Genomic DNA, 21,650 nt, shown 5'->3' on the forward strand with positions numbered 1-21,650 from the left:
CCTCAAAGAGCTTTGCCTTATAATTTAACTGCTTTTATTTTTAATTTGCAACTTTTTTCTTCAAAATCTAATCATTAATTTAGTTTTCGAATTAACACAATATTGAAATGAAGAAAAATTTAACGCTGCTATTTTCAGCGTTTGTTTTATCTATGGCTGCGCACGCCCAAACGGCAGAGCAAATTGTAGATAATTACGAAACGAAGGCAATAGCTGGTAATGTTGAGTACAAATTTGCTCAAACAATTAATGACAACGCCACACAACGAGTTTACACGCAAAGAACTTATCAAGGTATTCCGATTTATAACAGTTACTCAACTTATATTATTAAGGAAAACCAAGTCATCTCTAAAACTTCATCAGAGAATTTTAATATTTCTTTAAATAATGCCAACATTTCTCCTGCTCTTAGTATGGACGATGCTTTGAACAAAGCCGCACAATTTGAAGGTTTAAAAATTTTATCTAATACCAACTCAACTCAAGAAGGAATTTATTTCTCTAATGAAGAGTCTGCTGAACTTGTTTATTACATTAATGAAGATAATCAAGCAATCTTAAGCTATACATTTAGTTATCAATTAGTAAAAGAAAACCAAAACGATATCATTCATGTTGTCATCAATGCAATGAATGGCGAAATTATCGAAAAACATAACAACACATTAAGTTGTGGATTTGACCATGGATCTTTTCATAATGAGAATTTAGCAACATTCAATAAAGCAGATTGGGATTGGTTATATAGTGACGTTAATAATGCAGCTGCTCCTCAATACAATGTTTACCAATTACCTTTAGAAGCTCCTAATCGTGGAGGAAGATCTTTTGCCAATTCCTCTGTTTTTAACGCTGTAGCTTCTCCTAACGGTTGGCACAATACAGCAGATTCAACAATAAAAACAAGAACAGAAGGTAATAACGTGCGAGCTGTAAGAGATCATAATTCTATTGGATATCAAACTTATAATTCTGCATACAACACAATCACATTAAAAGATACCGATTATGCTGACGGTGGAAATAATTTGAATTTCGATTTTCCAATGGATTTAACTGAACATCCTTACACAAATTGGGAAGCTGCAACTACAAACTTGTTCTATATGAACAATATGATGCATGATATTTTCTACAACTATGGATTCACAGAAGCTAACGGAAACTTTCAAAAAGAAAACTTTGACAAAGGTGGTACAGGAAATGATGATGTTGTTGCATTGGCACAAACAGGTTTGTCAATAGGAGCTATTAACAACGCTACATTTGCTACTCCGCCAGATGGTAGATCTCCAAGAATGGCGATGTATCTATGGAAAAAAACACCAGTACCACTTATTATCAATTCACCCGAAAATATTGCAGGTGGATATCAAGCAACTATCCCTACTTGGGGAGGAGCTTTGACTTCTACAGCTTTAACAAAAGACTTAACTTTACTTTTAAAAAGTGAAACCACTGGAACTCCATACGATGGATGTGGAACAATTACTAACACAGCAGAAGTAAATGATAAAATTGCTGTCATCTATCGTGGAGATTGTTCTTTTGAATCAAAAGTAAAAACCGCACAAAACGCAGGAGCAAAAGGAGCTATTATTGTAAATAATGTCGCTGGAATGATTAATATGTCAGGTAGTGATACCACAATTACAATTCCTGCAATTTCTATTAGCAAAGCAGACGGTGACGCTATTATAAAAGAATTAGAAAATAAAACGGTTGTGAATGCTTCGCTTGTAAAAGGTGAAGATTCTTATATTGACGGAAGTTTAGACAACGGTATTATCGCTCACGAATATGGACATGGAATTTCTAATCGATTAACAGGTCCTATTACAAATGCGAACTGTTTAAATAACCTTGAACAAATGGGAGAAGGTTGGTCTGATTTCTTTGGATTGATGATTACGCAATTACCAACAGATACAAGTACAACCAAAAGAGGTATTGGTACTTTTGCGACAAGTCAAAATCCTGATGGCGCTGGTATTCGTCCTACAGTCTATTCTACTGATAAAACTGTTAATCCTGCCAGATACGGTTTATTAAAAAGCTTTGGAAATGGTGACTCTCCTCATAATACAGGTTATGTTTGGGCATCTATGCTTTGGGATTTAAACTGGAAAATGGTAAACAAATATGGCTTCTCTCCAGATATGTATAACGGAAAAGCAGGTAACAACATGACTATACAGTTAGTAATGACAGGACTAAAACTACAACCTTGTGCTCCAGGTTTTGTTGATGGTCGCGATGCAATCTTAAAAGCAGATGAGCAATTATTTGAAGGTGCTAACAAGTGTGATATTTGGGAAGCATTCGCTAATCGTGGTTTAGGTTACAGCGCAAAACAAGGAAGTGCAAATAGTAGAATTGATGGTACAGAAGCTTTTGATATGCCTCCTGCAGATGTATTAGAATGTAAATTATCTACGTCTGATATCAAAGAATCTACATTCCAAATGTATCCTAACCCTGCTAAAGATATCGTTTATATTACAGATAAATCTATCAAAAATGATATCAAAGTTGATATTGTTGATATGACTGGAAAAGTTGTTTCAACTAAAACAGTGAAATTTGACGGTCAAAAAGGAAGTATTTCTACCGAAAATTTACCAAAAGGTATTTACATCTTAAAATTTGAAACAAGTAACGGAACAGTTACAAAAAAATTAATCAAAAACTAATTTTTAAGTTTCAAATTATATATAAATCCGAGAAATTTCACTTTCTCGGATTTTTTTATTCAATGATTTTTTTTGAATTAAATCGAATATTATTTTGTTTCAATATTTCTAAAAATTTAGCTTCTTGATTATTCTTAATTTGTTTTATTTTTTAAAATACATTGTAGTTTCTATGATTGTATTATCTTTTTTTTGTTTCTGTAAGACTTGAAAATAACAATTTTGATTTTGTTTAATATTTTTAGGATCAAAGAATAAATATTTACTTGTTGAACTAGAGTTTACTTTTTTGTCTATAAATACTGTATCATAAATTTTTATGATTTCTTTATTTGAAAAGTCATTAACTAATTTATCAGAACAAAGTATGCAAACGTAGGTTTCTAATTTTTCAAAGCTTGATAACATATATTTCGGAATATTTACAATGATAGAATCTTTCGTGTGTTTATAATAAAAACTGAAATCATTATTTATAACTCCTTTTTTTAAGTTTTCTGATTGTTTAAAAACTTTATATTGATTCTTATATATTTTTCCATTAATTCTAATATTTTGAGACATAACAACAGTTTCTAATTTATCATTTACATGATATAAATCTGAACTCCATCCAATTAAACTTCCTATTTCTTTATTTTTACCTAATAAACGAAGCGTGTCAATAGTTTTTAAAAGATGATTTTTAGTGAAACCATTTTCCAAGTAAGTTGAATCATCAATATATCTTCTTGTAAAATAGTCAAGAGAATCGTTTTTCTTTCTAAATGTTGAAGTTTCTAAAGTTTCTATTTGTGCTTTATTTTTACAATTAAAGAATAATAAAAAGAAGAAAATAAGGTATAAATATTTCAATGTCGTGTTTATTAAAATTAAATAAATCTACAAAATAATTCAATTATCTTTGCCGCAATTATTCGATAAAAATATGATTACAGTTAATGATATTGCCGTTCAATTCGGTTCTACAACGTTATTTAGTGGAGTTAGTTTTGTGATAAATGAAAATGACAAAATTGCCTTGATGGGCAAAAACGGAGCAGGTAAATCTACTTTACTAAAAATTGTTGCAGGTCTCAACAAGCCTTCTTTAGGGAATATTTCAGCGCCAAAAGATGCAATCATCGCTTATTTACCTCAACATTTGCTTACTGAAGACAATTGTACAGTTCGCGAAGAAACGTCAAAAGCGTTTGCTGAATATCTTTCGATGAAAAATGAAATTGATGAAATCAATGAGCAATTAACTGTAAGAACTGATTACGAAAGTGATGCGTACATGAAATTAATCGAGCGTATGACAGAAGTAAGCGAAAAATTTTATTCGATAGAAGAAGTAAATTACGAAGCCGAAGTAGAAAAAGTTTTGAAAGGAATGGGATTTTCGCAAGAAGACCTCGATCGATCAACTTCCGAGTTTTCTGGAGGATGGCGTATGCGAATTGAATTGGCTAAAATTCTTTTACGCAAACCAGATTTAATTTTATTGGATGAGCCAACAAACCACTTGGATATCGAATCGATTCAATGGTTAGAGGATTTCTTAAAAAATCAAGCCAAAGCTGTCATGGTTATTTCGCATGACCGCGCATTTGTTGACAATATTACCAATCGAACAATTGAAGTAACGATGGGCCGCATCTATGATTATAAAGCAAAATACACCGACTATTTGGTTCTGCGTCAAGATCGTAGAATTCATCAGCAAAAAGCGTATGATGAACAACAAAAATTTATTGCTGAAAATAAAGCATTTATCGAGCGCTTTCGTGGCACATTTTCTAAAACAGAACAAGTGCAATCGCGTGTTCGTATGTTAGAAAAATTAGATATAATTGAGATCGATGAATTGGATACTTCTGCTCTTAAATTGAAATTCCCACCCGCTGCACGTTCTGGTCAATATCCTGTTATTGTCGAAAATTTAGACAAATCCTACGGTGATCATATTGTCTTTAATGATGCGAATATGGTGATTGAACGTGGTCAAAAAGTTGCTTTGGTTGGAAAGAATGGAGAAGGAAAATCGACAATGATTAAAGCAATTATGGGCGAGATTGATTATAATGGAAAATTAGAAATTGGTCACAATGCTCAAATTGGATATTTTGCTCAAAACCAAGCTGCATTATTGGACGAAGATTTGACTATTTTCGAAACTGTTGATCGTATTGCCGAAGGTGATATCAGAACACAAATCAAAAGTATTTTGGGTGCATTTATGTTCAAAGGCGATGATATCGATAAAAAAGTAAAAGTTTTGTCAGGTGGAGAAAAAACACGTTTGGCGATGGTAAAATTATTATTAGAACCTTATAATGTGTTAATTTTAGATGAGCCAACAAATCACTTGGACATGAAAACAAAAGATATCATCAAAGATGCGTTGAGAGAGTTTGAAGGAACCGTAATTTTAGTTTCTCACGATCGTGATTTCTTAGATGGTTTAGCAGAAAAAGTGTTCGAATTTGGAAATAAACGCGTCAAAGAACATTTTGAAGATATTAAAGGCTTCTTGGCTACAAAAAAAATGGAAACATTGAATGAAATAGAAAAATAAACACTTTTCAAAATATGAATAAACAAAAACTATTTGCTGTATTATTCTTGATTATTTCAAGCTTTACTTACGCTCAAAAAAGGTATGTAGATGTAGAATTAGTGAAGATGAATAATGATACAATCCAATCAAAAATGATGGTAATTGTCAATCTATTTAATAAAAAACTTATTAACGATGCCAGTTTTTATAAAAAATCCATCTTAGTTGATGACAACAAGAAGAAAACAGCAAAAATTAAAGCAAAAGATATCAAATCTTTATCTTTCACTAACTTATATGATCGTAAAGTGACTTATGTAAACGATGGAAATCAATTGAAAGTTTTAGTTTATGATGGAAAAATAAAATGGTATCAAAGAATTTCTCAACATCCGATGGATGGCTCGATAAGCTACCATGATTATTTAGTTAATGAAAAAAATGAAGTTTTTCCTTTGGGCATGTTTAATCATCGTAAAAACCAACTTAATAAAGCGATTGCAGACCATCCTGAATTATTAAAGGAAATTGAAAATCAACGCATGGATGATATTGATTTATTGGATATTTTAACACGTTATAACAACTCAACACTATAACTTAAAGCCTCTTTATCAGAGGCTTTATTATTTAATAAAACTCTCCATCTACATAAAACCATTTGCCATTTTCTTGCACAAATGTAGAAAGCTCGTCATGCTCATAGATTTCCCCTTGTTTATCTTGATAATAAGCTCTAAAACGAACTTTATCGGCATTTGCAAAAACAATTTCTAACTTCAACCATTTATTTGATTTTGCCCAATCTTCGATATCACTAAAATCATTATTTTTTCGGGTAGATTCGTGCGTCGTATCAACCAAATATTTAGGCAAAACTTTTGAAAATGCTGAATAACGAGAACGCATCAATTCCTCTGGCGTTTTTGGAACTTCATTGTTTAAATGAAACGGTTCGCAACATTTTTTATATTCTTTTCCTGAACAACAAGGACAATTCATTTCTTCTAAATTTTATGCAAAGATACTGTTTACTTGTCTTTGTGGTAATGATAATGATCTTGAATCACAACTTGTATAAAATCAATATTTCCTAAACCATCACTTTTTACTTCCATGATTTCCTCTAATTTTCGAGTTAATTTTAGTAGAATATCATAATTATTATTCTCCAAAGCAGATGTAAAATTTTCTTTTACAATATTAATATCACGATCCGATAAACGATAAACCTCTGGAAAACGAATCTTATACGATTCTGAAACTTCGGCAAAAATGGTTTGAGACAAATCTAATTTCGGGTTCAAATCAATTAAACAAGTATTCGCCACAATATCGCCTAAACGTTGACCTTTTTTATTAACAATCATCGTAATTAATGCGATAAATCCACCAAATAAAAACAACTCAACTATACCAATCACCCAACGTAAAAAATAATCAAAATTATTCGCTCGGTTTCCATCTATCCGAATCACGCGAATTTTCATCAACCATTTTCCAATCGTTTGACCTTTCATCAAAATCTCTAAAATCAATGGATACAGCAAAAATATAAATCCATTCACACTATAAATCCCCATCAGAAACCATTCATCTCTGTTAGGTATAAAATCAGAAAAATAAGCCAATGCATACACCAATATGATACGAATAATCATATCGATAATATACGCCAGCAATCGTTTTCCGATAGGTGCAATATTGTAAGCGATTTGCACGTTTTGAGGTGTATTGACTAAAAGTTTATTCATATATTTGATTCACTAACAACTACTCTACAATGAGAGAAGCGCATTTTATTGATAAAAATAAGGCTAAATGGTCTGATATTGAACATAATTTAAAAAATAAAATTGAAGTTCATCCAGATGTTTTAGCAAAAAATTACATCGAAATTACAAATGATTTGGCGTTTGCTCAAACTTATTATCCAAAAAGTAAAACGAAGGATTATTTGAACGAATTAGCCTTGTTTGCACATCAATCAGTTTACAAAGATCAACGAACATCAAGCAATCAATTTGTACAATTTTTTAAAGAAGATGTCCCAAATGTGGTGTATAAAAACCATAAAATGTTGTTATATTCTTTCCTGATCTTTGCTTTAGCAGTTTTAATTGGAATTCTATCTTCACATTTTGATCCCGATTTTACACGCTTAATTTTAGGAAATCAATACGTGGACGAAACCTTAATGAACATCAAAAAAGGTGATCCGGCAGCAATTTATAAATCGGGAAGCCAAACGGGTTCTTCTTTAGCAATTACCATAAACAATATTCGTGTTGCATTTTTAGCTTTTACCTTAGGTTTATTTTTCAGTATTGGCTCAGGATATATTCTTTTTTCGAACGGAATTATGTTAGGCGCTTTTCATTATATGTTTTTCAAAGAAGGTGTTCTTGGTAAAGCGATGACAGCAATTTGGATGCATGGAACAATCGAAATTTCTGTGATTATTATCGCCGGAGCATGTGGACTTATGTTAGGAAATGGATTTATGTTTCCTAAAACGTTATCCCGAAAAAAATCGCTGATTATCAAAGCAAAAGAAGCTGTTATGATTCTTTTAAGTACAGTTCCAATGTTTATTCTTGCTGGTTTTATCGAAGGATTTATCACACGTTTATACGATGTTAATATTTTTATTAGCCTTGCTGTTATCCTGCTTTCTTTATGTCTAATTGTGTGGTATTACATCATTTTTCCTATTCAAAAAAATAGACAAAAAACGAAATTGTTTAATCAAATTTTGGAATCGAATGAAACAGTTTAAATTATTTTTGACAATTTCACTATTTTTCGTTCAACTTTTCATTTTCGCACAAGAAAAAACTGCAGAATTTAAAGCATTTAAAGAAAAATATACTGGAAAAGATTTTGATTATAATGATGTTCCAAAACCTGAAAAAGAATTTGAACCTGGATTTTTTACAAAATTATTCGAAAGAATCATACAATTTCTAACTTACTTACCTTGGGAAATAATTTTTTATTTCACAATTGGTTTATTCCTAATTTTCATAGCGTTCCGTGTTTACAAAAATGGTGGAATCATGAAAAAAAATGCTAAAAATTTATACGATGAATCTGATTTTGATCTTATAGAAGAGAATTTGGTTAATGTTAACCTTGATTCGTTAATCAACAAAGCAGAAAATGAAGAAAATTACGCTTTAGCAATTCGTTATTTACATTATCAAAACTTACAAAATTTAGATAAAAAAGGTTGGATTGAATGGAATCCTAAAAAAACCAATCAACAATTTATCAATCAAATTAAAGACGAAAAAGCTCAACGTACATTCAGTCAAAATACAAAAATTTTTAATCAAGTTTGGTTCGGAGAATTTCAATTAGATGCGAATAAATACACTGAATTCAAATCAATTTTTAATCAATTTAATCAATATTTAGCCTCATGAAGAAAAAATTAAGCATTCTATTTGGCGTTGTTTTATTGATTGGATTTATTGTTTTTTCAATGCAAAAACTTCGCTACGATTTACCTAAATCGTGGAAAGTAAATCTTGTTCAAAACAGTAAAGATCCTTACGGATTATATGTGATGCACGAAGAAATTGGTAATTTATCAAAAGGAAAAGTACATGATTTAGAAAAGCTATCTGAACTAAAAATCGACCCTAAAAAGGCAAAAGATTATGCAGTTGTTGTCATCGGCTCAGAAGTTTATTTCGATACTGTTGCAAAAAATCTATTAAGTAATATTGCCAGAAATGGTGGTATTGTATTCATCGCAGATTATTACGATAATTTTGGAGACGATACGAATGGTTTGGATGATGCAATCGTTTTTGACACTGTATATGCGGATTCTACTGTTATCGAAGAAGATTTACTATACAACAAAACGCAAATCATTAAAAATGGTTTTAAACTTAAAACGGACAAAACATTTAAAATAAAGAAGAAAAAAGAAGTTGATCATCATTATTTTAGTGAAATCACAACTGATTCTGAAGTTATTGGAACTATTACGTATGAAAATAAGACTTATCCAAATTACCTGAAAATAAAACCTGAATCTTATAAAGGTTTTTATTTATATCATGCTGAACCTCTTTACTTTTCGAATTATTATTTACTGAATGAAGATAATTATTTTTATGCAAAATCGGTTTTAGAACCCTTAAATGGAAAAACTATTTTTTGGTACAATACCTCAAAAACCTATGCAGGAAGTTCTTCGATGATGCGATTTATTATGGCAGAACCTGCACTAAAAGCAGCTTGGACAACTTTATTGATTTTACTTTTTCTCTTCCTTATTTTTAGAAGTAAACGCGAACAACGTATTATTCCAATCTACACAAAAGAAGAAAACCATACCGTGGAATTTGCCAAAACAATTTCTTCTTTGTACCAAGAAAATGGTGAAGTAAAAGATATTATTTCAAAGAAAATTGACTATTTTTTATATAAATTGAGAAAAACATTTTTAATTGATACAGATGATATTACCAATAAACAATTCATCGAACTTGTCGCACAAAAAGCAAATTTAAGTCAAGAGGAATGCCTTGAAAATTTTACAATTCTAAAAAATATTTCCCAGAAAAATCAACCGAATGAACACGACCTGAAAGTTGTGTATCAAATCATCGAAAACTATAAACAAAAAGCAAATATCTAATGAACTACGAAAATACTTATCAACCATTCGAAAATAGAATTGATTTTTCGGATGTACAACATAAAATGCAAGCTGTAAAAAATGAATTGAAAAAAGTAATCGTTGGACAAGACGATGTGATTGATCAATTGATTTTGTCTTTATTATCGAACGGACATTCATTGATAGAAGGTTTACCTGGAGTAGCCAAAACAATGATGGCAAAATTATTGGCAAAAACCATCGATTCTGGTTTTAGTAGAATTCAGTTTACACCAGATTTAATGCCTTCTGATGTGATTGGAACGTCTATCCTTAACTCAAAAATCAATGAATTTGAATTCAAACAAGGTCCTATTTTTTCGAATATTATCTTAATTGATGAAATCAACCGTTCTCCTGCAAAAACGCAAGCCGCTTTATTCGAATCGATGTCAGAAAGACAAGTCACTGTAGATGGGATAACTTACCCATTACAAGCACCTTTTTTAGTTTTTGCAACACAAAATCCCATCGAACAAGAAGGAACTTATCGATTACCTGAAGCGCAATTGGACCGTTTTATGTTCAAGATATATGTTAAATATCCTTCACTTGAAAGTGAAATTGAATTATTAAAAGAACAACAAGAACGCAAAAATATTGACAAAGAATCGTTAATTGAAAAAGTAATTACTGGCAATGAAATCATTGATTTTCAAGATCGAATAAAATCTGTTTTTGTACACCATGCATTGATTACCTACATTGCAACGATTGTTCATCAAACCAGAATCGATCAAACATTATACATGGGCGCTTCGCCTCGTGCTTCTATTGCCATTTTAGATGCTGCTAAATCAAATGCAGCAGTTAATGGGCGTGATTTTGTAATTCCAGAAGATATCAAACAAATTGCACATATAATTTTAGGGCATCGCGTTGTTATGGTTCCTGAGAAAGAAATGGAAGGTTTTACAACTGAACATATCATTCAGCAAATTATTGATCGTGTAGAAATTCCTCGTTAATGAAATTTTTCAAAAGCCTATTTCTTACCAATCGCTTCTTTTATGCGGGATTTTTTGTTGCATTTTGTTATGTGATTGCCTTTTTCTTATCTCCTATTTTCTTGGTGGCAAAAATGGTAACACTCTTATTTATAGTGAGCGTTATCCTTGAAATTTTTTTGGTTTTTCTTCCTAAAAATTCATTAGAAATTAGTCGAAAATATCCGGAACGATTTTCAAATGGAGATGAAAATGAATTAGAACTTTCAGTTACAAATAATTATCAATTTTCGTTAAATGTGAGAATTATTGAAGAATTTCCACTTCAGTTGCAATTGAGAGAATTCGAATTGAAAAAACGATTTAAAAGTGGTCAGAACACCAAATTTGATTTCAAAATTCGTCCAACAGAAAGAGGTTCGTATAAATTTGGAAGTACAAATGTCTTTATTTCTATTTTTGGTTTCATTGAGAAAAAGATAAAAGTTAACGAACTAATAGCGATCGCTTGTTATCCTTCCTATCTACAATTCAAACAATTTCAGTTGTATTCAACTGCTCAAGTTCAGAATCAATTTGGAATGAAAAAAATTCGAAAAATTGGAACCAATACAGAATTCGAAAACATTAAAAATTATACAACTGGTGACGAATACAGATTGATTAATTGGAAAGCTACTGCGAAAGCAAATCGGTTAATGGTCAACCAATTTCAAGAAGAAAAATCGCAACCTGTTTATTCGTTAATTGATTTGGGAAGAACGATGCGGATGCCTTTTGATGGTTTAAAATTGGTAGATTATTCGATTAATTCGAGTTTAGTCATCGCAAATATTTCACTCCAAAAAAATGAAAAAGCTGGGTTAATTACTTTCAACAAAAAAATTCAAGATCATGTCGTTGCAGATCGAAAAAATCATCAAATGCAATTGATTTTGGAAAAATTATACAATGTACAAACCGATTTTTTGGAAAGTGATTTTGGACAATTGTATGCTTACATTAAACGAAAGTTAACGCAACGTTCACTCCTATTTATTTACACCAATTTTGAAACAATTGACGCTTTAGAACGTCAATTACCTTATTTGAAATTGATTAAAAAATCGCATGTAGTCGTTTTGATTATGTTCAAAAATTCGGAATTAAAGAAATTAAATCATCAAAAAGCGAAAACAACAACAGATATTTATGATCAAACGATTGCAGAAAAATTTAATTACGACAAAGAATTAATCATCAACCGTCTGCATCAATTCGGAATTTTAACCATTTATTGCGAACCAAAAGAATTATCTATTAACCTTATCAATAAATACTTAGAAATTAAAGCGCGTGGATTATTTTAAAAAATGTTTTTTTAACTATGTTTTTAGAAAAATATGCACAATTCTTGCTAAAAGTTGATCAAAATAATCTTAACAACCATGAAAAAAATAATTCAGATCATTTGTTTATTTATAACAACAGGTCTTTTTGCGCAAACAAATTTTGTTGACAATAAAATTACTTCACCAAAACGTATTATTCTATTAGATGCAGGTCACGGTGGGACTGACACAGGCGTAAAACGAGAAGAATTTCAAGAAAAAGATATTGCCTTAAAAATTGCAACGGTAATACAAGAAAAAAATCCTTTCGAAAATATTGAGTTTGTTTTGCTACGCAAAGGTGACGAACAAATTATCAATACCAATCGAGCGAAATTAATTAACGAAATCAAACCAGATTTAGTTTTGTCTCTTCACGCAAATTATAATGTAAAAGATTCGAAAAAAGGAACTGAAATTCATCTTTCTCCATTGAATCCTACTTTCGAAGAATCTAAAATACTTGGCGAAAAAATAGGAAATAACATCAGCAGTTTAGGTTTCGAAAATCTTGGAATTGTAGAGTCTAATGCAAAAATACTACGTGATTCTCAAGTTCCTATTGTGATGATCGAAATTGGATATTTGACAAACATTGAAGATCGAAAACTATTGACAAACGAAGAAAATTATCCAAAAATCGCAGATAAAATTTTTGAAGCATTGAAGAATTAATATCTTAAAAAAGATGATATATCCAATTAGATTTTTGTTTCATAAATAATTGATTATCTTCAAAATAATTTAAAACACTATTCGATGAAAAAGAAAATCCATTTTTTTGCGATTGCAGGTTTGATCACAACTTCAGCTTTATTTGCACAAAATTCTAAAACTTTTGTAATTGATGCTGGTCATGGAGGACATGATATTGGATCAAAAAATAGCGTTATCACCGAAAGCGAATATTCGTTAGAATTGGCACAAAAAATTCAAAAATTAGCAAGAGAAAAAAATATCAAGGTGATTTTGACGAGAACTGAAAATGATTTTTTGGATTTGCAATCATGATGCCGAAACATTACAAAGCACTACTTATAAAAATCAATTAGCAGAAAAGATCGTTCAATATTTAGAAAATTACCAATCAATATAAAAAAAAGGACTTCAATTGAAGTCCTTTCTGTTTTATTTAAAAAAGTTTAATCACAATTTCCGTCTACATCACAAGAAGCACCATTTTGTGGTTGATCCAAATGATCTTTTTCGTAAGCTTGTGTCAAGGCAGATACAAAATACTCGACAGGTTGCGCTCCAGAAATCGCATATTTACGATCGATTACAAAAAACGGAACGCCAGAAACACCAATATTACGTGCATCCAAAACATCAGAAGCAACTTCAAAAACATTTGCATCAGAATTTAGCATTTCAAGAACTTCGGTTTTATTTAAACCAATTTCTTCAGCCAATTCAGCCAAAACTTCATAATCAGCAACATTTTTACCTTCAGTAAAATACGCTTTAAAAAGTCTTTCTTCTGCTTCCGAACCTTTTCCATTTGCTTGCGCAAAATGAATTAAACGATGAGCATCTCCTGTATTCACAACTTTAGAGTTTTGTTGTTGAAAGTCGATTCCTACAGGTTTTCCCATTTCAGCTAACTGATTATGCATCGCAGAAACTTGTTCTTGCGAAATTCCTTTTGCTTGAATTAAGTATTCATCAACAGATGTAATTTCAGTTTTAGATAAATCAGGATTTAACTGATAACTTTTCCATTCCACCTCAATTTTATCTTGATAAGGAATTTGGGTTAAAGCTTGTTCAAAATGTTTTTTTCCGATGTAACAGAACGGACACATAACATCCGACCAGATTTCAATTTTCATATGGAAATTTTTGGTGTAAAAGTTTGTAAAATTACGCTTTTTATTTAAATGGATTCGGTTATTTTTTAGTAAATTTCATCTTCAAAAATTATTAACAAAATCTTGAAAAATAATCGTGCTAAATCGAGTTTAAAATTTGTTTAAGAAAAGGTTTAAATTACCTTTGCAGTGAACCAAGATAAAATGAATTGTTTCATTTTTATTTCCAAAAACAAATAACGAACAAACATATGTCAACACACGTAGTAGTCGGTCTTCAATGGGGTGACGAGGGAAAAGGAAAAATTACAGATGTTCTTGCTGAAAAAGCAGATTATGTTGTACGCTACCAAGGTGGTAACAACGCTGGTCATACAGTATATGTAGGTGATGATAAATTTGTATTACACTTATTACCTTCTGGAGTTTTACAATGCAAAGGAAAATGTATTATTGCGAATGGTGTCGTAGTAGATCCTGCAGCTTTTTTCACTGAAATCGAAAAATTAGAAGCAAGAGGTTTATCTACAGATCATGTATTTATCTCAAGAAGAGCGCATATTATTATGCCTTATCATATTTTGTTAGATGAATATCGTGAAGAATTTGCCGGAAAAGATCAAATTGGTACAACAAAACGCGGAATTGGACCTTGTTATGAGGATAAAGTTGCTCGTGTTGGTATTCGTGCTATTGATTTATTAAATCCAGATATTTTAAAAGAAAAAATCAAAGAAAATTTAATTGTTAAAAATGCTTTATTCGAAAAATTATTCGAAAAAGAGCCTTTAGCTTTTGAAGAAATCTACGAAAAATACGTGGCTTACGGAGAGCGTTTAAAAGAACGTATTATTGATACTGAGTTAGAAATTAACCAAGCAATTGACGAAGGTAAAAACGTTTTATTCGAAGGTGCACAAGCCTTGATGTTAGACATCGATTTTGGTACATATCCTTTCGTTACATCATCTTCTCCAACAACTGGTGGAGTTTGTGTTGGTGCTGGAGTTCCTCCTACAAAACTAAAAAATTTGATCGGAGTTTCTAAAGCATATTGTACACGTGTTGGTAACGGACCTTTCCCAACAGAGTTGGACAACGAATTAGGAGAAAAAATCCGTCAAGTTGGTCACGAATTCGGAGCATCTACAGGTCGTTCACGTCGTACAGGATGGTTAGATTTAGTGGCGTTAAAACACGCTTGTATGATTAATGGAATTACACATTTAGTAATCACTAAATTAGATGTAATGTCTAATATTGATACCGTTAAAGTTTGTACAGGTTACAAAACTGAAGATGGAAAAATCATCGATTATTTCACTTCTTCTACAACTAAATTGGCTAATTACGAAGCTCAATACGACGAATTACCTGGATGGAAAGAAGATATTACAAACGTAAAAACTTTCGACGAATTACCGCAAACTGCGCAAGATTACATCCACTACATTGAGAAATACTTAGGAATCGAAGTTTATTTAGTTTCGGTTGGTCCAGAGCGCTCTCAAAACATTATTAGAACAACTTTATTTTAATATAATTTATAGTATAGCCTGACGTTACTGTTAGGCTATAACTTTATGAGATATTTTTATGAATGAAATTTTAGAACGATTAAAACAATTGAATTTAGGCATAGATTCTATCGTCCCGATTAAAGGTGGTGATATTAACGATGCCTTTCGATTAGAGTCGTTTGATAAAAAATATTTTTTAAAGGTTAATTCTGCTAATAACTTCCCACAACTTTTCAAAAAAGAAGCGCGAGCTTTAGAAGCCATCAAAAAAACAAAGACATTTTCAGTTCCGAAGGTGATCGATGTTGGTGAAGCTGGAAAAGATTTTCAATATTTAGTGTTAGAATGGATAGAATCCTCTACTCCAACTGTTGTTAATTGGGAAAACTTAGGAAGAAACTTAGCTAAACTTCATCAAAAAACAAACAAACAATTTGGTTGGACAGAAGACAATTATATCGCAATTGTGGTGCAGCCGAATAGTTTTACAACAACTTGGAGTGATTTTTACGCAAACAATCGAATCTTACCCATGATAAAATTGTTGCAAAACAAACAATTAATCACTTCAAAACAACTAAAATCAGCAGAAAACTTATGTAAACAATTGAATTCTATATTCCCCGAAGAAAAACCAGCGTTAATTCATGGTGATTTTTGGAACGGAAATATTTTAGCGAATTCAAACGATGAATTTACAATTATAGACCCTGCTATTTACTATGGACATCGCGAAATGGATATTGCTATAGCAAAACTTTTTGGTGGATTTGACGATGCTTTTTTCGATGCTTATCAAGAAAGTCATCCGCTCGAAGCCAATTACGAAGAACGTTTGCCTATTGCGCAATTATTTCCATTGTTGATTCACGCTTATCTTTTCGAAGGATATTATGTGAAAGACGTACAAACCATTTTGAAGAAATTTTAAAAACAAAACAAACACAATACAATGAACAAGTATCAAAATCCGTTAGAATCGAGATATTGTAGCGACGAAATGCTATACATCTTTTCTCCTGAGAAAAAATTTACAACATGGAGACAGCTTTGGATTGCTTTAGCAGAAATTGAAAAAGAACTTGGATTAGATATTACAGACGAACAAATTCAAGCGTTAAAAGACAATGCAACAAACATTGATTATGATGTTGCAGCAGCTTACGAAAAGAAATTTCGCCACGATGTAATGGCTCACGTACACGCTTACGGAGACGTTGCACCAAGCGCAAAAGCAATTATTCACTTAGGTGCAACTTCTGCTTTTGTTGGCGATAATACAGATTTGATTCAAATCCGTGATGGTTTTCAACACATCAAAGGACAATTAATCAATGTAATTGATGGTTTAGCAAAATTTGCGCGTCAATACAAAGATTTACCAACATTAGGATTTACACATTTTCAACCAGCACAATTAACAACAGTTGGTAAACGTGCAACACTTTGGTTACAATCTGTTTTATTAGACTTAGAAGAATTAGAATTCAGAATCGATACTTTACGTTTCCGCGGAGTAAAAGGAACAACTGGAACAGCGGCTTCTTTCAAAGAATTATTTGACGGAGATTACCAAAAAGTAAAAACATTAGACAAAAAATTATCTGAACGTTTCGGATTCAATAGTGTTTTTGCCGTTTCAGGACAAACCTACGATCGTAAAATTGATGCACAAGCATTAGAATTATTATCAAACATTGCACAATCTGCACATAAATTCACAAACGACTTACGTTTATTACAAAACTTAAAAGAAATTGAAGAACCTTTCGAGAAAAACCAAATTGGATCTTCTGCAATGGCATACAAACGCAACCCAATGCGTTCTGAGCGTATCGCTTCATTAGCGAAATACGTGATGTCTTTGGCAAGTTCTCCTGCAATGGTTGCCTCAACACAATGGTTCGAAAGAACATTAGACGATTCTGCAAACAAACGTTTAGCCGTTCCTCAAGCTTTCTTAGCGATTGATGCAATTTTAATCATTTGGAACAATATTTTAGATGGTTTAGTCGTTTATCCTAAAATCATCGAGAAGCATATTGCGGAAGAATTACCATTTATGGCAACCGAATATATCATTATGGAAGGGGTTAAAAATGGTGGAGACCGTCAAGAATTACACGAAATCATCCGTACGCATTCTATGGAAGCTGCAAGACAAGTGAAAATGGAAGGAAAATCAAACGATTTGATTGAGCGTATTATTGCTGATGATAACGTAAAAATTGATAAAGATAAATTAGTCGAATTATTAGATCCGAAGAACTTTACAGGATTTGCATCTGAACAGACAGAAGAATTCTTAAAAGATTTGGTTGATCCTATAATCGAAGAAAATAAAGCACTTTTGGGCGCTCATACAGACCTGAAAGTGTAAACACGCTTAAAACAACACATGAAACGAAAAATGCTTCCTATTTATTGGAAGCATTTTTTAGTTTAAACTTTTTGCTTTTCAAATATATAACCGCAAGTTAGCCCTTTCTTAGGCAAACTTGTCGTTATAATCTCTTTCGTCTTTAGATGAAAAATCTTAATATTTAACTCCTATCTTACGAAGAATAAAACCTAATAACCAAATTGGGCCAACCAACAAAAATTGTAAGTCTTTTGAGAAAACTTGGCTTCTTCCCTTCTATTTTGTGACCAACGAATTTCTGAATCCATGTAAAGTTAAAACTACCAAGTAAACTGTCCAAGATTTAATACCAAATTGAAGATTGCATTGTGAAATAAAAAACTCCATTATCAACATCACAAAAATCATGATAAAACCAACGACAAACGAAAGTCTGAAATAAAATTTTGAAACAATTATCAACGCAATAATTGAAGCTATACTTATATAACCAAAAGCTGGAATATAAAAATGCGGCGTTGGAATGTAGGAAATAAAGCCAAGAATCGTCCAAAAGATGAGTGGAACACAAATCCAATGAATCAATTTGTTTGTAGCATTTTGATGACTCTCACCATATTCACTAAAAAGTTGTTCTATTTTTCTCATTTTGGTTGATTTTGGTTGATTTTGGTTGATTTTGGTTGATAATTAAACTTTAAATCAGAAATTATAAATTTATCTTTACTCACTGTATTCAAAATTAGTATTTATCAAAATGATTATAAAAAATAAAAAAATCTATTACTTAATCAGTATTCTATTTGTAATTATTTCTTTTTTTTTATTAATTGTATCGAAAAAAAAGCAAACAACTATAATAGCACTTTTAACTCTATTCTTTTTTGGTGGTGGAGCTTTAGTAGTTTACATTCTAAACAATAATTTATATAGTGATAAAACTAAAAATATTGCAAGGATAATAGGCTATTTCATTTTCATTATTCTTTGCTATGCAATGCTACCATTTAACCATCTATTTAATGATTCAAGAAAATACACTCCACTATTAGGTTGGATAATTGGTATTATTGGAATCCCGTTTTTTTTGTTATAAAATTTTTGAATTAATCATAAAGTTCTAAGTTCAACAAATAAGTGCAACTCAAATTAAATCATTGGGGGCTAGCCCCCAATGATTAGCCAAGTGCTAAATTTGATTTGTGAAAAAAATATATAAACAACTCGACCAGGAACAAAGATACCAAATTGGAATACTTTTGACAGCAGGAAAAAGCAAAAAAGATATTGCTGATTTAATAGGCGTACATAAATCTACCATCACGCGTGAATTACAAAGAAATATTGGTAAGCGTGGTCTACACGCAGGTAGCTATATTCCTGATTTGGCGCAAGAAAAAACAAGTTTAAGGCACAAACAAAAAAACAAGGCAGTAAAATTCACAGAGTCGCTTAAAAATCAGGCAGCTAATTGGTTAAAGAATGAACAACTAAGTCCAGAATTGATTGCTGTAGAATGGAAGTGCATGGGCGTTCAGGGTGTTTCTCTAGAATGCATCTATCAATGGATATGGGACTGTAAAAAGAGTAATCGCAGAGCTGACGCGCCCTATAAAAATCTGTATAAATTTTTAAGACATGGCAGGCGCAGATTCAAAAGAGGCAACTATAAACAAACCCGAGGTATAATCAAAGACAGAGTATCCATTGAGAAACGTCCAAAAGTAGTTGAACAGCGAGAAAGATTGGGAGACATCGAAGTCGATTTAATGATGGGGAAAAACCACAAATCAGCTCTATTAGTGATGACAGACCGAGCAACTTTGGTAACCACCTTAGACAAATTGCAAGGAAAAGACGCTCAAAACATTCAAGAATTAATCAATAAAAGAATATCCAGAATAGGTAGCAGCTGGATCAAAACCATGACTTTTGACAACGGAAAAGAGTTTGCCGGACACAAACAAATAGCCGAAAAACACCATATCAAAACCTATTTCACCCGACCCTACACCTCGCAAGATAAAGGAACTGTTGAGAACAGAATAGGCTTGATAAGAAGATTTTTACCAAAGAAAACAGACCTGAATTTAGTAAGTAACCTAAGAATCAAACAAATAGAAAAATTAATTAACAATAGAAGAGTAAGAAAGTTTGGCTATATTAGCCCTATCGAAAAACTAAAATCTACTTGGCCAGTTGCACTTATAACTTGAACATGGCAGTTAATAAATGAGAACTACAGAAAATAGAATCTTTATTTCCAACAAAATAGAATGACTAGATAAAACATTGTAATCTTCCCTTAACTAGCTACATTCAAAACTAATGATTTCCACTGATTATTACTACAATTATCTTGCTGAAATGTTGGAAATTCACTTGTATTCGGTTTATTTATTTTTCCATATTTCAACAAAAACTCGTGCGGAGTAAGGTATCCGAGGCTTGCGTGCGGTCTCTTATTGTTATACATCCACATCCAAGCTTGAGAGAATATGTTGAATTGCTTGATTGTTGAAAACATAAAACAATCCAAAACTTCTTGTCTAAATGTACGATTAAAACGTTCGATCAAACTATTTTGCGTCGGTTGACCAGGCTGAATATAATTCAATTCAATAGACTGATTATGACACCAATCTTTTAGAGCGTTTGCAATAAATTCTGGTCCATTATCGACTCTTATTCTCTCTGGTTTTCCTCTCCATTGAATTAAATTCTCAAACTCTCTTACTACTCGTCCTGAAGGTAAACTTGTATCAACGGCGATGGCTAAAATTTCTCGGTTAAAATCATCCAAAATATTCAATGAACGCACTTTTTTACCATTCTGCAAAGCATCCTGCTTAAAATCAATGCTCCACGTAATGTTATGATTAATCGGGCGCAAAAGTGGCTCTTTTACCCGTGCTGATAATCATTTCTTGCGTTTATTTCTCAAATTTAAACGCATCATTTTGTAAACACGATAAACGCGTTTATGGTTCCAAGTAAAGCCTAAATTTCGTAAACGATAATACATTATCCAAAAGCCCCAAGTTTGATGCTCGTTGGATAGAGCTATCAATTGAAAACATATTTTATAATCTTCATTTTTACAGACTTTTTGATAATAAAAAACGGACGTTCTTAAACTAAATAGACGACAACCCCTGCGAGAACTTAGTTAATATTTTGCTTTTGAATACAACACCAATTCTCGTTTTTCACAAGGCGTTATAGCTTTTTTTTGATAACATCTTTTAAAACTACGTTTTCTAAAGTAAGCTCTGCTACAATTTTTTATATTGAGACAATTGCTTCTCTAGTTCCTTTAATTGAGCTAATTGATGGGCTTCCATTTATAAAAAGTGGGTTGACTTATTCCATGTTCATGACAAATTTCATTGACTGTTTTGCCCTAATTTTGTTCAGATAAAATCTTTACGATCTGAACTTCTGTAAAATTGCTTTGTTTCATAATTATCCCTAAGTTAATAAACTATATTTTTAAACGTTCCGTTTTTTAGGGAAGATTACAAATAAGGTAAAGATTTGAAGGGTTTTCCATGTAAATTTTTATACCTCAATTGGTAAAAAGGGTTTGTTTCTAAAGCTTCAAAAACATTTGCTAACTCAGCTTCAAAAGACTTTACAGCAGAAATAGAAAACTCGGAATAATAAGCAAAAGCTTGGTCGATATCCTATACAGCTTCAGGAGAAATGCGAATATTATAATTCA

At 31.6% G+C, this 21,650-nt stretch carries 22 protein-coding genes; 14 read left to right on the forward strand and 8 right to left on the reverse strand.

All coding sequences use genetic code 11. From position 1 onward, the window contains the following. Positions 1 to 107: 107 nt before the first annotated feature. Positions 108 to 2,696 carry a T9SS-dependent M36 family metallopeptidase gene (locus NZD85_RS04130; protein ID WP_260543587.1) on the forward strand — a complete coding sequence of 863 codons (2,589 nt, stop codon included), beginning with the start codon at positions 108 to 110 and terminating at the stop codon, positions 2,694 to 2,696. A 144-nt stretch (positions 2,697 to 2,840) separates the two neighbouring features. Here the strand turns inward: NZD85_RS04130 and NZD85_RS04135 are convergent, their stop codons facing one another. After that, positions 2,841 to 3,551: a hypothetical protein gene (locus tag NZD85_RS04135; protein ID WP_260543592.1), complete on the reverse strand. Its 711-nt coding sequence runs from the start codon at positions 3,549 to 3,551 to the stop codon at positions 2,841 to 2,843. Between the two features lie 73 nt (positions 3,552 to 3,624). Here NZD85_RS04135 and NZD85_RS04140 point away from each other — a divergent pair, with 73 nt between their 5' ends. Together NZD85_RS04140 and NZD85_RS04145 are read left to right on the forward strand one after the other, a co-directional pair. Then, positions 3,625 to 5,256, forward strand: a complete 1,632-nt coding sequence (locus NZD85_RS04140) for an ABC-F family ATP-binding cassette domain-containing protein (RefSeq protein ID WP_260543594.1) — start codon at positions 3,625 to 3,627, stop codon at positions 5,254 to 5,256. Positions 5,257 to 5,270: 14 nt separating this feature from the next. After that, positions 5,271 to 5,837, forward strand: a complete 567-nt coding sequence (locus tag NZD85_RS04145) for a hypothetical protein (protein WP_171621620.1) — start codon at positions 5,271 to 5,273, stop codon at positions 5,835 to 5,837. A gap of 31 nt (positions 5,838 to 5,868) precedes the next feature. Here NZD85_RS04145 and NZD85_RS04150 read toward each other — a convergent pair whose 3' ends face one another. Both NZD85_RS04150 and NZD85_RS04155 read right to left on the reverse strand, forming a co-directional pair. Beyond that, positions 5,869 to 6,240, reverse strand: a complete 372-nt coding sequence (locus NZD85_RS04150; protein WP_260543599.1) for a YchJ family protein — start codon at positions 6,238 to 6,240, stop codon at positions 5,869 to 5,871. Positions 6,241 to 6,269: 29 nt separating this feature from the next. Next, positions 6,270 to 6,992: an RDD family protein gene (locus tag NZD85_RS04155; RefSeq protein WP_260543601.1), complete on the reverse strand. Its 723-nt coding sequence runs from the start codon at positions 6,990 to 6,992 to the stop codon at positions 6,270 to 6,272. A 29-nt stretch (positions 6,993 to 7,021) separates the two neighbouring features. On the opposite strand from NZD85_RS04155, the gene NZD85_RS04160 reads away from it, so the two are divergent. The 7 genes from NZD85_RS04160 to NZD85_RS04190 all read left to right on the forward strand — a co-directional run bounded on the left by NZD85_RS04160 (position 7,022) and on the right by NZD85_RS04190 (position 13,244). Beyond that, complete coding sequence (locus tag NZD85_RS04160; RefSeq protein ID WP_225542557.1) at positions 7,022 to 8,017, forward strand: stage II sporulation protein M; 996 nt, start codon at positions 7,022 to 7,024, stop codon at positions 8,015 to 8,017. Further along, positions 8,004 to 8,666 carry a hypothetical protein gene (locus NZD85_RS04165; RefSeq protein WP_260543604.1) on the forward strand — a complete coding sequence of 221 codons (663 nt, stop codon included), beginning with the start codon at positions 8,004 to 8,006 and terminating at the stop codon, positions 8,664 to 8,666. Before NZD85_RS04160 ends, NZD85_RS04165 begins: the two co-directional genes overlap by 14 nt. Beyond that, positions 8,663 to 9,895 carry a hypothetical protein gene (locus NZD85_RS04170; protein ID WP_260543606.1) on the forward strand — a complete coding sequence of 411 codons (1,233 nt, stop codon included), beginning with the start codon at positions 8,663 to 8,665 and terminating at the stop codon, positions 9,893 to 9,895. Before NZD85_RS04165 ends, NZD85_RS04170 begins: the two co-directional genes overlap by 4 nt. Then, positions 9,895 to 10,884, forward strand: a complete 990-nt coding sequence (locus tag NZD85_RS04175) for an AAA family ATPase (protein ID WP_260543611.1) — start codon at positions 9,895 to 9,897, stop codon at positions 10,882 to 10,884. Before NZD85_RS04170 ends, NZD85_RS04175 begins: the two co-directional genes overlap by 1 nt. Continuing rightward, positions 10,884 to 12,212 carry a DUF58 domain-containing protein gene (locus NZD85_RS04180; RefSeq protein ID WP_260543614.1) on the forward strand — a complete coding sequence of 443 codons (1,329 nt, stop codon included), beginning with the start codon at positions 10,884 to 10,886 and terminating at the stop codon, positions 12,210 to 12,212. Before NZD85_RS04175 ends, NZD85_RS04180 begins: the two co-directional genes overlap by 1 nt. A gap of 78 nt (positions 12,213 to 12,290) precedes the next feature. Continuing rightward, positions 12,291 to 12,908, forward strand: a complete 618-nt coding sequence (locus tag NZD85_RS04185) for an N-acetylmuramoyl-L-alanine amidase family protein (protein ID WP_260543617.1) — start codon at positions 12,291 to 12,293, stop codon at positions 12,906 to 12,908. Positions 12,909 to 12,992: 84 nt separating this feature from the next. Next, entirely contained in the window at positions 12,993 to 13,244 is a 252-nt protein-coding gene (locus NZD85_RS04190) for an N-acetylmuramoyl-L-alanine amidase (protein ID WP_260543619.1), read from the forward strand. 131 nt (positions 13,245 to 13,375) lie between these two features. On the opposite strand, the gene NZD85_RS04195 is transcribed toward NZD85_RS04190, so the two are convergent. Further along, positions 13,376 to 14,065 (reverse strand): DsbA family oxidoreductase, encoded by a 690-nt coding sequence (locus tag NZD85_RS04195; RefSeq protein WP_171621610.1) that lies wholly within the window; start codon positions 14,063 to 14,065, stop codon positions 13,376 to 13,378. Between the two features lie 230 nt (positions 14,066 to 14,295). Between NZD85_RS04195 and NZD85_RS04200 the strand changes: the two genes are divergently transcribed. Genes NZD85_RS04200 through purB form a run of 3 tightly spaced genes read left to right on the forward strand, consistent with a single transcriptional unit; the run spans position 14,296 to position 17,944 of the window. Next, a complete protein-coding gene (locus NZD85_RS04200) occupies positions 14,296 to 15,582 on the forward strand; it encodes an adenylosuccinate synthase (RefSeq protein WP_260543624.1) in 1,287 nt (428 codons plus the stop codon). Between the two features lie 58 nt (positions 15,583 to 15,640). Continuing rightward, positions 15,641 to 16,495: a fructosamine kinase family protein gene (locus tag NZD85_RS04205; protein WP_260543627.1), complete on the forward strand. Its 855-nt coding sequence runs from the start codon at positions 15,641 to 15,643 to the stop codon at positions 16,493 to 16,495. 21 nt (positions 16,496 to 16,516) lie between these two features. Next, positions 16,517 to 17,944, forward strand: a complete 1,428-nt coding sequence (gene purB / locus NZD85_RS04210) for an adenylosuccinate lyase (protein WP_260543636.1) — start codon at positions 16,517 to 16,519, stop codon at positions 17,942 to 17,944. Positions 17,945 to 18,202: 258 nt separating this feature from the next. On the opposite strand, the gene NZD85_RS04215 is transcribed toward purB, so the two are convergent. Then, positions 18,203 to 18,574, reverse strand: coding sequence for a DUF962 domain-containing protein (locus NZD85_RS04215; protein WP_260543637.1), 372 nt, complete (start codon positions 18,572 to 18,574; stop codon positions 18,203 to 18,205). 554 nt (positions 18,575 to 19,128) lie between these two features. On the opposite strand from NZD85_RS04215, the gene NZD85_RS04220 reads away from it, so the two are divergent. After that, the gene (locus tag NZD85_RS04220; protein WP_260541920.1) at positions 19,129 to 20,142 is read left to right on the forward strand and encodes an IS30 family transposase; all 1,014 of its coding nucleotides are present in this window, start codon (positions 19,129 to 19,131) and stop codon (positions 20,140 to 20,142) included. Positions 20,143 to 20,231: 89 nt separating this feature from the next. Here the strand turns inward: NZD85_RS04220 and NZD85_RS04225 are convergent, their stop codons facing one another. From NZD85_RS04225 to NZD85_RS14775, 3 genes are all read right to left on the reverse strand, one after another. Next, positions 20,232 to 20,819: an integrase core domain-containing protein gene (locus tag NZD85_RS04225; RefSeq protein WP_260543639.1), complete on the reverse strand. Its 588-nt coding sequence runs from the start codon at positions 20,817 to 20,819 to the stop codon at positions 20,232 to 20,234. Between the two features lie 27 nt (positions 20,820 to 20,846). Beyond that, on the reverse strand, positions 20,847 to 20,951 hold the full coding sequence (locus NZD85_RS14770; protein WP_396127093.1) for a hypothetical protein: 105 nt from the start codon (positions 20,949 to 20,951) through the stop codon (positions 20,847 to 20,849). Between the two features lie 300 nt (positions 20,952 to 21,251). Then, complete coding sequence (locus tag NZD85_RS14775; RefSeq protein WP_396127094.1) at positions 21,252 to 21,311, reverse strand: hypothetical protein; 60 nt, start codon at positions 21,309 to 21,311, stop codon at positions 21,252 to 21,254. Between the last annotated feature and the right edge of the window lie 339 nt (positions 21,312 to 21,650).

The sequence above is a fragment of the Empedobacter stercoris genome, from assembly GCF_025244765.1.
GTDB lineage: Bacteria > Bacteroidota > Bacteroidia > Flavobacteriales > Weeksellaceae > Empedobacter > Empedobacter stercoris.

Bases quoted from the DNA above. Each gene is read 5' to 3' on its own strand.
- NZD85_RS04215 (WP_260543637.1), bottom strand. From the start codon at position 18,574: ATGAGAAAAATAGAACAACTTTTTAGTGAATATGGTGAGAGTCATCAA.
- NZD85_RS04160 (WP_225542557.1), top strand. From the start codon at position 7,022: ATGAGAGAAGCGCATTTTATTGATAAAAATAAGGCTAAATGGTCTGAT.
- NZD85_RS04185 (WP_260543617.1), top strand. From the start codon at position 12,291: ATGAAAAAAATAATTCAGATCATTTGTTTATTTATAACAACAGGTCTT.
- NZD85_RS04150 (WP_260543599.1), bottom strand. From the start codon at position 6,240: ATGAATTGTCCTTGTTGTTCAGGAAAAGAATATAAAAAATGTTGCGAA.
- NZD85_RS04200 (WP_260543624.1), top strand. From the start codon at position 14,296: ATGTCAACACACGTAGTAGTCGGTCTTCAATGGGGTGACGAGGGAAAA.
- NZD85_RS04170 (WP_260543606.1), top strand. From the start codon at position 8,663: ATGAAGAAAAAATTAAGCATTCTATTTGGCGTTGTTTTATTGATTGGA.
- NZD85_RS04180 (WP_260543614.1), top strand. From the start codon at position 10,884: ATGAAATTTTTCAAAAGCCTATTTCTTACCAATCGCTTCTTTTATGCG.
- NZD85_RS04205 (WP_260543627.1), top strand. From the start codon at position 15,641: ATGAATGAAATTTTAGAACGATTAAAACAATTGAATTTAGGCATAGAT.
- NZD85_RS14770 (WP_396127093.1), bottom strand. From the start codon at position 20,951: ATGTATTATCGTTTACGAAATTTAGGCTTTACTTGGAACCATAAACGC.
- NZD85_RS04165 (WP_260543604.1), top strand. From the start codon at position 8,004: ATGAAACAGTTTAAATTATTTTTGACAATTTCACTATTTTTCGTTCAA.
- NZD85_RS04195 (WP_171621610.1), bottom strand. From the start codon at position 14,065: ATGAAAATTGAAATCTGGTCGGATGTTATGTGTCCGTTCTGTTACATC.
- NZD85_RS04175 (WP_260543611.1), top strand. From the start codon at position 9,895: ATGAACTACGAAAATACTTATCAACCATTCGAAAATAGAATTGATTTT.
- NZD85_RS04140 (WP_260543594.1), top strand. From the start codon at position 3,625: ATGATTACAGTTAATGATATTGCCGTTCAATTCGGTTCTACAACGTTA.
- NZD85_RS04190 (WP_260543619.1), top strand. From the start codon at position 12,993: ATGAAAAAGAAAATCCATTTTTTTGCGATTGCAGGTTTGATCACAACT.
- NZD85_RS04130 (WP_260543587.1), top strand. From the start codon at position 108: ATGAAGAAAAATTTAACGCTGCTATTTTCAGCGTTTGTTTTATCTATG.
- NZD85_RS04145 (WP_171621620.1), top strand. From the start codon at position 5,271: ATGAATAAACAAAAACTATTTGCTGTATTATTCTTGATTATTTCAAGC.
- NZD85_RS04155 (WP_260543601.1), bottom strand. From the start codon at position 6,992: ATGAATAAACTTTTAGTCAATACACCTCAAAACGTGCAAATCGCTTAC.
- purB (WP_260543636.1), top strand. From the start codon at position 16,517: ATGAACAAGTATCAAAATCCGTTAGAATCGAGATATTGTAGCGACGAA.